At 72.4% G+C, this 11,551-nt stretch carries 11 protein-coding genes; 4 read left to right on the top strand and 7 right to left on the bottom strand.

What is annotated here, in order from left to right:
• Positions 1-120: 120 nt before the first annotated feature.
• The 4 genes from fxsA to ACWEK3_RS25655 form a co-directional block, all read right to left on the bottom strand.
• Positions 121-696 carry an FxsA family membrane protein gene (gene fxsA, locus ACWEK3_RS25670; RefSeq protein ID WP_450541966.1) on the bottom strand — a complete coding sequence of 192 codons (576 nt, stop codon included), beginning with the start codon at positions 694-696 and terminating at the stop codon, positions 121-123.
• Between the two features lie 41 nt (positions 697-737).
• On the bottom strand, positions 738-1,544 hold the full coding sequence (locus ACWEK3_RS25665; RefSeq protein WP_361417183.1) for a polyprenol monophosphomannose synthase: 807 nt from the start codon (positions 1,542-1,544) through the stop codon (positions 738-740).
• A gap of 546 nt (positions 1,545-2,090) precedes the next feature.
• Positions 2,091-3,695, bottom strand: a complete 1,605-nt coding sequence (locus ACWEK3_RS25660; RefSeq protein WP_450541968.1) for an amidohydrolase — start codon at positions 3,693-3,695, stop codon at positions 2,091-2,093.
• Between the two features lie 130 nt (positions 3,696-3,825).
• The gene (locus tag ACWEK3_RS25655) at positions 3,826-4,266 is read right to left on the bottom strand and encodes an Lrp/AsnC family transcriptional regulator (RefSeq protein WP_141362887.1); all 441 of its coding nucleotides are present in this window, start codon (positions 4,264-4,266) and stop codon (positions 3,826-3,828) included.
• 234 nt (positions 4,267-4,500) lie between these two features.
• Between ACWEK3_RS25655 and ACWEK3_RS25650 the strand changes: the two genes are divergently transcribed.
• Together ACWEK3_RS25650 and ACWEK3_RS25645 are read left to right on the top strand one after the other, a co-directional pair.
• Complete coding sequence (locus ACWEK3_RS25650; protein WP_453250672.1) at positions 4,501-4,947, top strand: hypothetical protein; 447 nt, start codon at positions 4,501-4,503, stop codon at positions 4,945-4,947.
• Positions 4,948-5,136: 189 nt separating this feature from the next.
• Positions 5,137-5,388: a hypothetical protein gene (locus tag ACWEK3_RS25645; protein WP_450541972.1), complete on the top strand. Its 252-nt coding sequence runs from the start codon at positions 5,137-5,139 to the stop codon at positions 5,386-5,388.
• On the opposite strand, the gene ACWEK3_RS25640 is transcribed toward ACWEK3_RS25645, so the two are convergent.
• Complete coding sequence (locus ACWEK3_RS25640; RefSeq protein WP_453250671.1) at positions 5,351-6,523, bottom strand: acyl-CoA dehydrogenase family protein; 1,173 nt, start codon at positions 6,521-6,523, stop codon at positions 5,351-5,353. The two genes, ACWEK3_RS25645 and ACWEK3_RS25640, sit on opposite strands and share 38 nt — an antisense overlap.
• 322 nt (positions 6,524-6,845) lie before the next feature.
• Here ACWEK3_RS25640 and ACWEK3_RS25635 point away from each other — a divergent pair, with 322 nt between their 5' ends.
• Positions 6,846-8,081, top strand: coding sequence for a glycoside hydrolase family 18 protein (locus ACWEK3_RS25635; RefSeq protein WP_450541974.1), 1,236 nt, complete (start codon positions 6,846-6,848; stop codon positions 8,079-8,081).
• Positions 8,082-8,134: 53 nt separating this feature from the next.
• On the opposite strand, the gene ACWEK3_RS25630 is transcribed toward ACWEK3_RS25635, so the two are convergent.
• Both ACWEK3_RS25630 and ACWEK3_RS25625 read right to left on the bottom strand, forming a co-directional pair.
• Positions 8,135-8,857: a TetR/AcrR family transcriptional regulator gene (locus ACWEK3_RS25630; RefSeq protein ID WP_450541976.1), complete on the bottom strand. Its 723-nt coding sequence runs from the start codon at positions 8,855-8,857 to the stop codon at positions 8,135-8,137.
• A 122-nt stretch (positions 8,858-8,979) separates the two neighbouring features.
• Positions 8,980-10,356 carry a peptidase C39 family protein gene (locus ACWEK3_RS25625; protein WP_453250670.1) on the bottom strand — a complete coding sequence of 459 codons (1,377 nt, stop codon included), beginning with the start codon at positions 10,354-10,356 and terminating at the stop codon, positions 8,980-8,982.
• A 263-nt stretch (positions 10,357-10,619) separates the two neighbouring features.
• Here ACWEK3_RS25625 and ACWEK3_RS25620 point away from each other — a divergent pair, with 263 nt between their 5' ends.
• Positions 10,620-11,243: a uridine kinase family protein gene (locus ACWEK3_RS25620; protein ID WP_450542009.1), complete on the top strand. Its 624-nt coding sequence runs from the start codon at positions 10,620-10,622 to the stop codon at positions 11,241-11,243.
• Positions 11,244-11,551: the final 308 nt, after the last annotated feature.

Below are 11,551 nucleotides of genomic sequence, written 5' to 3'. Positions count from 1 at the left end.
CGGCTGGGCCACGCGCGCGCGTGCCGCGGTCGCCGATGTGCGCTCGCGCATGGACGTCTTCGACGACCTGCCCGCTGCCATGTTCGTTCTCGGTGGCACGAGTGGCGCGATGCGCCGGTCTCACCGGGTCAGCGGCGGGCGCTGCTCCCCTGACGCGTCCGCCGGCCCTGCCGCGTCCGCCGACTCGTCCCTGATCACCTCGCCCTGGACCACCTTGCCGTCGGGGCGGTGGATGCGGACCTGCTGGAAGGCGTCGCCGAGCGTGCCGGGGGTGGCCTCGCGCAGCCTGCGGTCGACGGTCCGCTCCGCGTAGCGGCTCACGGCCTGCTGGACCGGCGGAAGCAGCAGGAGCAGGCCCACCGCGTCCGAGATCAGGCCGGGGATCATCAGCAGCAGGCCGCCCAGCATCATCAGGCCGTTGCCACCGCGGCGCGAGGAGGGGGCGCCGCCCTGCTGGAGCGCCTCGTTGAGGTTCTGGAAGGCACGGCGGCCCGCCCGCTTGATCACCACCGCGCCGAGGACGAGGCCGGCGACCAGCAGCAGGAAGACCGTGAACCCGCCCGCCGCTCCCGCGACCACCGTCAGCAGCCAGATCTCCAGCACGATCCACACCGCGAGGCTCAGTGGCAGGTACCGGCGGGGCCGGGAACGCCGGGGCCGGGCGGAGTACGAAGAGGTCGGAGCGCCAGTCGTCATGCTCCCAGTGTGCCTGGCGGCTGCTCAATCCCGGATAAGCACTATGCCCGGGGCTTGTCGCCCCGGCCGGTGATCTTGGTCACCCGCTCCCCCACGCCCCACGCGGTGACCCTCCACAGCGCCTCGACGAGGATGTCGCGGCTCATCTTGGAGTCGCCGTGCTCGCGCTCGACGAAGGTGATGGGGACCTCGACGACGTGGTAGCCGGCCTTCACGGCGCGGCGGGCCAGGTCGACCTGGAAGCAGTAGCCCTGCGAGGCGACCTCGTCCAGGCCCAGGCCCTCCAGCGTCTCCCTGCGGAAGGCGCGGTAGCCGCCGGTGATGTCCCGCAGGGGGAGGTCCAGGGCGATCCGGGAGTAGGTGCTGCCGCCGCGCGAGAGGAACTCGCGGGACTTCGGCCAGTTCACCACGCGTCCGCCCGGCACCCAGCGGGAGCCGAGGACCAGGTCGGCGCCCTTGAGGGCGGTCAGCAGCCGGGGCAGTTCCTCGGGCTGGTGGGAGCCGTCGGCGTCCATCTCGATCAGGACGCCGTAGTCGCGCTCCAGGCCCCAGCGGAAGCCCGCGAGGTAGGCGGCGCCGAGACCCTCCTTGCCCTTGCGGTGCAGCACGTGCACGTGCCCGTCATCGGCCGCCAGCTCGTCGGCGAGCTTGCCCGTGCCGTCGGGGCTGTTGTCGTCGGCCACGAGGACGTGCGCCTCGGGGACGGACGTGCGCACCCGGCTCACGATCGTCTTGATGTTCTCCGCCTCGTTGTAGGTCGGAATGATCACCAAGGCCGTGCCGAGCGGGCCGAGTCGCCTGTCCCGGGCTCGGGAGCCGGCCGCGGGGGTGCCGTCGCCGTCGTTCACTACTGCCCCTTCATGTCCGTAAGCAGGGAACCACCATAGTGGCCCCGGCCTGCGAGGACGTGACATCGCAGGCGTACGGGGGTGTCGATTCGGCAAGAGCGGGGTAAGAGCCCTCGCCTCGATCGTGTCATGGATCCGCCCGTCCGGCGGATGGGGGCCCGGCGCCCTTCGGGCCGACCTGGGACCCGCTGGCTGCGGGTCTACCGAAAGCCGTTGTCTACTGAGCGCCCGGGCCCCACCCGGGTCACACCTTGCCGACCGTCCGGAACGTTCCCCCGCGGACGCGGGCGCTGAGCCTGGCTCCCAGCGACGGTGACCCGGTGCGGCACACCGTCCCTGACGCAGCGGCGCCGCGACGCGGGTACGGAAGTTCCCCGGCCGGGCGTCCGGTGGTGGACCCGGCAGAACCTATCGGCCCGCTGCCGTCGCCTGTCAACCAGTGCCTTGACCTGTACAAACGTCCATGACCGCAGGGTCGGGGCGGAGGATGCGCAGGTCGCACGACCCAGCGGCGGGCACGGGGCGGCGCAGCGCGTCCCCGGGAAGTCACTCGCCCGGCCGTACGAACACCGTCCGCCCGCCCACCACGGTCCGCAGGCAGACGGGCAGGTCACCGCCCGGGGTGAGGTCGGGCAGCCCGGGCGTTCCCGAGCGCGGGTCGGTCGACCAGCGCGCGACCCGGTCGTCGGGGGCCTGCACGACGAGATCGCCGGTGCGCCAGACGGCGTAGTCCGCGGGGGCGCCGGGCACCAGGACGCCCGCGTCGTCCCGTCCGACCGCCCGCCAGCCGCCGCGGGTGTGCGCGGTGAACGCGGCGCGGACGGAGACGCGGTGCTCGGGGGTGCGGTGGAAGGCCGCCGCCCGGACCGTGCCCCACGGGTCCAGCGGGGTGACAGGGCTGTCGGAGCCGAAGGCGAGGGGGACGCCGGCGCGCAGCAGGGCCGCGAAGGGATTCAGCGTCCGGGCCCGCTCGACGCCCAGGCGCTGGGCGTACATGCCCTCCTCGCCGCCCCACAGGGCGTCGAAGGCGGGCTGCACGGACGCGGTGAGACCGAGTTCGGCGAAGGCGGCGATGGTCTCCGGCGTGAGCATCTCGGCGTGCTCGACGCGGTGCCTGGCGGCGCGGACGCGGGCCAGGCCGACCTTCTCCGCGGCGGCGCGCACGCCGTCGACGACCGCGGCGACGGCGGCGTCGCCGATGGCGTGGAAGCCCGCCTGGAGGCCCGCCTCGGTGCAGGCGGCTACGTGGGCGGCGACGGCGGCCGCGTCCAGGTAGGCGGTGCCGGTGTGGGCGGCGTCGGTGTAGCGCGCGTGCAGGCAGGCGGTGTGCGAGCCGATGGAGCCGTCGACGAAGAGGTCACCGGCGGCGCCGGCGGCGCCCAGCCGGCGTGCCTTGTCGACGTCCTGCTCGGCCCAGTATCCGACGACCCGGGGGCCGGGTTCCTCGGCGGCGAGCCGCAGCAGGCCCGTGAAGTCGTCCTCGGAGGAGATGCGCGGGCCGCCGCACTCGTGCACCGATCCGATGCCGAGCGAGGCGGCACGGGCGAGCGCCGCGCGCTGCGCCTCGGCGCGCTGGGCGGGGGTGACGGCGGCGAACGCGGCGGCCCGTACGGCGTGGTGGGCGTCGGCGGTCAGCGGGCCGTCCGCGGGCCCGTGGATCTCCGGTACGAGGTCGAGCAGCGCCGTGGTGACGACCGCGGAGTGCACGTCGATACGGCTGAGGTAGAGCGGCCGGCCGCCGGTGGCCTCGTCGAGTTCGGCGCGCGTCGGGGGACGTCCGCCGGGCCAGCGGGCCGCGTCCCATCCGTGGCCGAGCAGGACGCGGTCGTCCGGGCGGGCGGCGGCGAAGTCCCGTACCCGGGCGAGCGCCGCCTCCAGGGAGGGGGCGTCGGACAGGTCGAGACCGGTGAGCGCGAGTCCGGTGGCGGTGGTGTGCACATGGGCGTCGGTGAACGCCGGGGTGACGAGGGCGCTGTCCAGGTCGACCACCTCGTCGACACCGTCGGCGAAGGCGTCGGCCGCCCCCTCCGAGCCGACCCAGGCCACTTGGCCCGCCTCCACGACCATGGCGGTCGCGAACGGGTCGGCGGGACTGTGGACCTCGCCCCTCCGGAGAAGGACGGTCCGGACCTCGGCAGCACGCTCACTCATGCCCCCAGTCTCCCGCCTGCCCCGAACCCTCCGGCACGCAGGTCACCCGGACACGCTCCGGAACTCCACCGCAGGCGCCCCCGGCGAGCCCACCCCGCGCCCCGGGACGTGCCTTCTGCGCCGGATCGGGTCAGATACGGGGCGGGCGGGATTCGTACGGGGTGGAGAGGACCACCGTCGTACGGGTCGAGACGCCCGCCAACGTGCGTACGCGGGCCAGCAGCTCCTCCAGCTCGTGCGGCGTGGAGACGCGGACCTTGAGGATGTAGTTCTCGTCGCCGGCGACGCTGTGGCAGGCCTCGATCTCGGGGACGCCGGCCAGCCGGTCGGCGATGTCGTCGGGGGCGCTGGGATCGAAGGGTTTGACCGAGATGAAGGCGGTCATGGGCAGCCCCACCGCCTCGGCGTCGACGACGGCGGCGTATCCGCGGATGACACCGCGCTGCTCCAGCCGTCGCACCCGCTGGTGCACGGCCGACGTGGACAGACCGGTGGCCTTGCCCAGGTCGGTGTAGCTCATCCGCCCGTCCTTGACGAGCAGCTGCACGATCTGTCGGTCCAGCTCCTCCATGGCGCAAGAACCTACAGTGCGCCTGATCTCCCGGGACAGCCGAGCGGCCCGGGTCGCGTCCCACCGGCGGACAAACCCACCACGGCGGGCACCTGCGAGCGGCATGTGACCAACACCACACGCCCCGAAGCCTCTCCGTGATGTTCTCGTGATTACCGGCGAGAGCGGACGGGAAGTGCTTGCTGTGGTCGAGGCCGCAGCGCCTTCACGGCCCAGCCTTAGGGGGAGAATCCCATGCAGAGCCTCAAGCGCCCTGGTCGTTCTGTGCCCAGGCGACGCCAGTCGGTCATCGAGTTCCAGCCGGAGAACCTGGAACCCGACGTCGACGACGACGTGGACGGCGCGGAATCCGACGCCGACGACACCTTCGAGATGTACCGGGTGTTCTGCCCGGAGTGCGCGCAGCCCATCGCCCTGCTGGCGGACGAGGAGGTGCTGCCGGAGCACGCGCTGTGCGTCTCGCCGTGGAACCCGTTCGGGCTCACGGTCTGTGCAGGTACGGGGCACTGGGCGTCCGAGGCCCGGCCCGCGGACGAGTCCGCCGACCCCCAGGAGCAGGACACCGCGCTGCTGTTGACGCTCCCGCAGAGCCTCGACTGGCGCATGCAGCCCTTCTCGCACGTGGGCGGCCCGGGCTCCCGCCCGATGCGCGTGCCGCAGCTGCGCCGGTTGGCCGCCTGAGCGGCGCCGCACCGCCGGGCACCCGCGTGGCACCCGCGTCCGGCCGTGCACCACGGCCGGGGCGCACAGGCCGCCGTGGTGCCCGAACAGCACCCCCGGCTCCCCGCAGGCCGCAGGCCGGACGCCGGTGAACTCACGCTCGATTCCACCGGGCGGTGACCTGCCCGCCGTACTCCGCGTTGCCCGGGTATGACCACCACGCATCCGGCAGCCGGACGACGGCGGCGCTTCTTCGTGCCGCCGCCGCCCGCAGAATCGGTTCCGTCCGCGCCGTCGCAGCCCACGGACCCGCCGATCTACCGCGACCTGATGCGCACCTGGGCCGACCGGGGCCGCACCCTGCCGGGACGTCACGACCCGGAGTGGGTCCGGCTGGCGGCGCCGCCGGCCGGCCTCGCGCAGCTCAGCGGGTCTCGGGACCCGCGACGTGACGGGCGATGACCATCCGCTGGATCTGGTTGGTGCCCTCGACGATCTGCAGGACCTTGGCCTCGCGCATGTAGCGCTCGGCAGGGAAGTCCGTGGTGTAGCCGTATCCGCCGAGCACCTGGACGGCGTCCGTGGTCACCTTCATGGCCGCGTCTGTGCAGAACAGCTTGGCCATGGCCGCCTGCCGCGCGAACGGCAGGCCCGCGTCCCGCAGCCGCGCCGCCGCCAGGTACAGCGCGCGGCCCGCCTCGATCTGCGTGGCCATGTCGGCGAGCATGAAGCGCAGTCCCTGGAAGTCGGAGATCGGCCGCCCGAACTGCTGCCGTCCGGCGGCGTAGCCGACCGCCTCGTCCAGCGCGGCCTGAGCGAGGCCGATGGCGCAGGCCGCGATGCCGAGGCGTCCGGAGTCGAGCGCGGACAGGGCGATGGCGAAGCCCTGCCCCTCCTCCCCCAGGCGCCGGTCGTCGCCGACCCGCACACCGTCGAGGTGGATCTGCGCGGTGGGCGAGCCCTTCAGGCCCATCTTCTTCTCCGGGGCCGCGGCGCTCAGGCCCTCGGCGTCGCCCGGCACGAGGAAGGCGGTGATCCCGCGCGGGCCCCGCTCTCCGGTGCGGGCCATCACGGTGTAGAAGTCGGCGATCCCGCCGTGGGTGATCCAGGACTTGGTCCCGGTGAGCACCCAGCCGTCGCCGTCCCGGACCGCCTTGGTGCTGAGCGAGGCGGCGTCGGAGCCGGAGGCCGGCTCGGAGAGGGCGTACGCGCCGAGCAGGCCGCCGCCCAGCATCGCGGGCAGATGCTCGACCTGCTGCTTCTTGGTGCCGTAGGCGGCGAGCCCGTAGGAGGCGAGGGTGTGCACGCTCAGGCCGAGGCCGACGGTGAGACGGGCCGCGGCCAGCTCCTCCAGGACCTGGAGATAGACCTCGTAGGGCTGGTCGCCGCCGCCGTACTCGGAGTCGTAGGGGAGGCCGAGCAGGCCGGAGCAGGAGAGCAGGGTGAAGACCTCGCGCGGGAAGCGTCCCGCGTCCTCCTCCTCGGCCGCCTTCGGGGCGATCTCGTGCTGCGCGATGTCGCGGACGAGCGAGATCAGATCCCGGGCCTCCTCCGTGGGCAGTTGCCGGTCCACCGGCTGCGGGGCGCGGTCGGGCATGGCGACGCTCTCCTCCCTTTCGGGCACATCGGCGGATGTGCGCCTTGGGTGGGGCGGCTCCGCCGGGGTCTTTCTCGGGCCCAGCCGGTGTCGGCGATCCCGGGTCACGGAAGCTGCTGACCAGCGGCTGTGCGCTGTGAGTATGCCCGATCCGAGGCATCTCGTCACCGGTTAACGACCGCTTACTTCAAGAAATCCCGGGGGCCCGAAATTGGTCCGAACCATTGACCGCACTGGTCTAGTCCTCCTAGGGTGCCCGAACCAACGCTTACCGCGTTCATGCCAATCGGCACGATCCCCTCTCCCCCACGAGGAGACACCGATGCACACTCCGCACCGCCTCCGGGCGCTGCTGTCCGCCGCCTGTACCGTCGCGCTCGGCGCCGGACTGCTCGCCGGCGCGGGCACGGCAACCGCCACCGCCACTCCCACCCGGTCCGCCGCCCAGCCGGCCGCCGCGGGCTCCAAGGTGGTCGGCTACTTCACCGAATGGGGCGTCTACGACCGCAAGTACCACGTCAAGAACATCGAGACCTCCGGCTCCGCGGCGAAGCTCACTCACATCAACTACGCCTTCGGCAACGTCACCGGCGGCAAGTGCGCCATGGGCGACGCGTACGCGGCGACCGACCGCGCCTACACCGCCGACGAGTCGGTGGACGGGGTCGCCGACACCTGGGACCAGCCGCTGCGCGGCAACTTCAACCAGCTGCTGAAGCTGAAGAAGAAGCACCCGGGCCTGAAGGTGCTGTGGTCGTTCGGCGGCTGGACCTGGTCGGGCGGCTTCGGTGAGGCCGCGAAGAACCCGGCCGCCTTCGCCCAGTCCTGCTACGACCTGGTCAAAAACTCCAGGTGGGCGGGCGTCTTCGACGGCATCGACATCGACTGGGAGTACCCCAACGCCTGCGGCAACACCTGCGACACCAGCGGCCGCGCGGCCTACAAGAACCTGATGGCGGCGCTGCGCGCCAAGTTCGGCGGTGCGCTGGTCACCGCCGCGATCCCGGCGGACGCCAGTGGCGGCGGCAAGATCGACGCGGCCGACTACGCGGGCGCCGCGGCGTATGTCGACTGGTACAACCCCATGACCTACGACTACTTCGGCGCCTGGGACGCGGCCGGACCGACGGCTCCGCACTCGCCGCTGACCTCCTACTCCGGCATTCCGAAGACGGAGTACACCACCTCGGCGACCATCGCCAAGCTCAAGGGCCTCGGGATCCCCGCCTCGAAGCTGCTGCTCGGCATCGGCTTCTACGGCCGCGGCTGGACCGGCGTCACCCAGTCCGCCCCCGGCGGCACGGCGACCGGACCGGCGGCGGGCACGTACGAACAGGGCATCGACGACTACAAGGTGCTCAGGACCAAGTGCCCGGCGACCGGCACGGTGGGCGGCACCGCGTACGCCAAGTGCGGCAGCCAATGGTGGAGTTACGACACTCCAGCGACCATCGCGACCAAGATGAACTACAAGAACGACCAGGGCCTGGGCGGGACGTTCTTCTGGGAGCTGAGCGGGGACACCGCGAGCGGTGAGCTGATCAAGGCGATCAAGTAGCGCCGCATCCGAGGAGGCGGGGCGGAGGGCGAGGCCCCCTCCGCCTCTCCTCCTCACCCCTCCTGGGCCCCTGTCTCTCGGTCGTCGCGGCGGGCGGGTGCGGGGGCCGGGTGGGTCGGATCGATCTCCTCGATGGCGCGCAGTGCGCCGCCGAGGGTCTTCACCAGCAACTCGCGCACGGTCTCCCGGGAGAGTCCGGGCCGGCCGATCCAGTCGAGGGTGGCGCCCTCGACACTGCACACCCAGGCGAGCAGCCCCATGCGGGCCACCGGGGCGATGGCGGTACGGCCGTAGGCACCCTCCGCGATGGTCGCGACGATGGCCTCGCGCACGCCGTCCCGGATGGCGTGCACCTCGGTGTCGAAGCCGACGCCGCCGCTGACGATGGTGCGGTAGGCGGCCTGGTTGAGCTCCGCGTAGCGCAGGTAGCCGTCGATGGTGCGGTGCACCCGGTCCACGGCCGGCATCTCCAGGCCCCGCGCCGCGGAGGTGACCAGGTCGGCGACGGAGTCCTCGATGATCGCCAGGTAGTAGCCGCGCTTGGACCGGAAGTAGTAGTAGATCAGTCCCTTGGCCACATGGGCCTGCCGGGCGATGTCGTCCATCGAGAGGGCGTCGTAGGACGTGTCGGCGAACAACCTCCGTCCGACGGCGAGGAGTTCGGCGCGACGCCCCTCGGAGCGCTCGGTGCCGCGCACCCGGCTGGGGGTCCCCCCTGCCCGAAGGGAGTTCAGAGCTTGGGGGCGGGCGGTCTCACGCGGTTGACTGATATTCAATTCGACCCTGGCCTCCAACTGGCGGTCGGACGACCGCAGTATGGCAGGCCGGCATGGCCCGGAGGCAGGTCGCCTCGAAGGCCCCGGTCGACCGGGGCCTTCGTACAGGCGCGGAGTTCCGGTCAGCTCACGCCGACGGCGGCGAGCGCCTTGCGCTGGTGGCCCGTGAGGTGGGTCGGGAAGTACAGGTAGCAGATGCCGCCGGAGCCGGAGGCGACCTTGCCGGAGGCGTTGTAGCGCTTGGTCCTGAGCCAGATGTTCTCGAACTCCCGGCGCCGGTAGACACGCCGTACCGCCGCGTCGTTCGGCGAGGCCGGGTCGTTGGCGATCACGTCACCGTCGGCGGTGAAGCCGATGACGGTCATGAGGTGGCCGTTGGTACCGTAACCGGCGCCGGTCAACTCGGTGCTGAGGAAGGACTGGGACGTTATGGCCGGGATGCCGGCCGCGATCAGCGTCTCCAGGTCGGTGAGCGAGCCGAGCCGGGTCACCACTGCCTGGAGGTCCTTGAAGGTGGCCGCGTAGGCGGCGTTGAACGGCCAGTTGCCGCAGCCTTCGTACTGGTAGTCGTACGTGTACCGGGCCGCGCTGCAGACCTGCGGGTCGGCGTAGGACGGGTCGACCCAGGACAACTGCTCGGGGGTGAGCCGTCCGCCCCAGTACTCGATGATCATCTGGGAGGAGGTGGGGCTGCACCAGGCCTCGCCGCCATTGTCGTACTCGGGGTACTGGCCGGAGTGGATCGACTGCGAGTAGCGCGGGACGGTCAACTCCTTGGCCACCCCGGGTGCGGAGGCCGGGACGGTGAAGCGGTCGGGGACGTCGGAGCCCATGGCACCGATCCGCCAGACGGTGGGCGTGAGCCGGGTGCCGGGCCTGCGGTGGAGCGTGAGCCGCAGCCGGTAGGAGGTGAGACGCAGCCCGGAGGCCGGGGCGTCCAGGGAGAAGGTGTCCGTCCAGATGGTGCTGCGGCCGTCGCTCTGGCCGTCGACGGAGGTCCGTTTGACGTCCTGGTCGCCGGCCGCCCAGCGGCCCATCACGTACCACGGGGTGTCCGTGCCGTCGGAGTACGTGCCGCGTAGTTCGACCTGGATCCAGGTGCCGGCCGGGGTGTGCGCGTTCCAGGAGGCGACCACCTCCGTGGCCGGCACGGACAGCCGGTGCACCGGGCTTGTCCAGGTCGCGTACTCCCAGGTCGCGGTCGTGCCGGTGTGCGGGTCGGTGTAGTCGGTGGTGCCCGCGGGCTGCGCGATCTCCAGTCCGGGCCGGGCACCCGCGACGGCGCGGGTGCCGCGGGCCGTGCCCGCGCGCCAGTCGGTGTACGTGGTCCAGGCGCGGTAGTCGACCGGGCGGGCCGGGGCGGCTCCGGCGTCCTTGGCGCCGGTGGCGGGGGCGGCCGTGGTCGCGGCGGCCACCGGGGCCGCGCCACCCGCCATCGCCGCCGCGGCGACCGCGACGGCCAGGACGGATCTGCGGGACGGCTGTTCGGCTCTGCTCATGGGTGGATGACCCCCAGGTGTCCGAAGTCGGGCGGGTCCGTGGCTGCGCCCACTATGGCCGTGACGCCCGCCTCCTGCCAGCACTTCGGCATACGTCACGCCTACCAATATTGGTCTCCACCACTGGCATGACCTGCGCCGAGTCCCCGCTCCGCCGGGCAGGCGGCCCGCCCGCGCGGCCCGCCGCGGCCACCGGCGGCGCGGGGAGCGGCCACTAGAATGACCAGGGAGAACACGCCCCTCTGCACACTCCGGGAATCGCCATCCGCGCCCTCGCCGCCCTCCTTCGTGATGCGCCGCCGTCCTGCGGGACCGTGCGGCTGGTCGGCGTCGACGGGTACGCGGGATCCGGGAAGTCCACGTTCACCGGGGAGTTGGCCAGGGCGCTGGGGGGTGCGCCCGTGCTGCACCTGGACGACGTCGCGAGCCATGAGGAGCTGTTCGCGTGGGAGGGTCGGCTGCTGAGCGAGGTCGTCGAGCCCCTCGGGCGGGGGGCGACGGCGCGCTATGCCCCCTACGACTGGCGGGCGCGGCGGTTCGGGGCTGCCGCACGGGCGCTGCCGCCGGCGCCCGTGGTCCTCGTCGAGGGCGTGGGCGCCGGACGGCGGGCGCTGCGTCCGTATCTGGCGCACCTGCTGTGGATGGATCTGCCGCGCGAGGAGGCCTGGGCGCGGGGCCGGTCGCGCGACGGTGAGGAGCAGCGGGAGTTCTGGTCCGGGTGGGTCGAGGCCGAGCGGCGGCACTTCGCCGAGGACCCCTCGCTACCCTTCGCGGATCTTCTGGTTCGGCAGTTGCCAGAGGGATACGCGGTGTTGCCGGGGCCTGCCGGGGCCGTTGGACCGGACCAGTTCGTCACCCACGGTGACGGGCCGTCGGCAGTGTGCTGAACTTGTGAAGGCCCTTGCCGGGTAACTTTCCGGAGTCCCTCAACTCCGCTTGACCCGGGGGCCGTACAGGTCTTACGTTCTGAATGAGCGGTCATTGCGCACCGCCCGCAGTCACGAAGCCCCCGGTTGTTCCCCCGTGATCGGGGGCTTCGTTCTGCCCTCTTCGCGTTTTCCGGACGCTGCCCGACGTCATTTGCTCACCCTCGGTCACCACACCGGATGCGTCCTGTGCGCCGCCACCTCGCGCAACGGCCTGTGCGGCACCCTTCGGCGAGCGGCGGCCCCGCAGGTACGATGCCCTCGGTGCG

Source organism: Streptomyces sp. NPDC004721 (genome assembly GCF_053601495.1).
This window is presented reverse-complemented; position numbering and strand designations above follow the sequence as displayed.

Bases quoted from the DNA above. Each gene is read 5' to 3' on its own strand.
- fxsA (WP_450541966.1), bottom strand. From the start codon at position 696: ATGACGACTGGCGCTCCGACCTCTTCGTACTCCGCCCGGCCCCGGCGT.
- ACWEK3_RS25660 (WP_450541968.1), bottom strand. From the start codon at position 3,695: ATGAGTGAGCGTGCTGCCGAGGTCCGGACCGTCCTTCTCCGGAGGGGC.
- ACWEK3_RS25655 (WP_141362887.1), bottom strand. From the start codon at position 4,266: ATGGAGGAGCTGGACCGACAGATCGTGCAGCTGCTCGTCAAGGACGGG.
- ACWEK3_RS25650 (WP_453250672.1), top strand. From the start codon at position 4,501: ATGCAGAGCCTCAAGCGCCCTGGTCGTTCTGTGCCCAGGCGACGCCAG.
- ACWEK3_RS25645 (WP_450541972.1), top strand. From the start codon at position 5,137: ATGACCACCACGCATCCGGCAGCCGGACGACGGCGGCGCTTCTTCGTG.
- ACWEK3_RS25640 (WP_453250671.1), bottom strand. From the start codon at position 6,523: ATGCCCGACCGCGCCCCGCAGCCGGTGGACCGGCAACTGCCCACGGAG.
- ACWEK3_RS25635 (WP_450541974.1), top strand. From the start codon at position 6,846: ATGCACACTCCGCACCGCCTCCGGGCGCTGCTGTCCGCCGCCTGTACC.
- ACWEK3_RS25625 (WP_453250670.1), bottom strand. From the start codon at position 10,356: ATGAGCAGAGCCGAACAGCCGTCCCGCAGATCCGTCCTGGCCGTCGCG.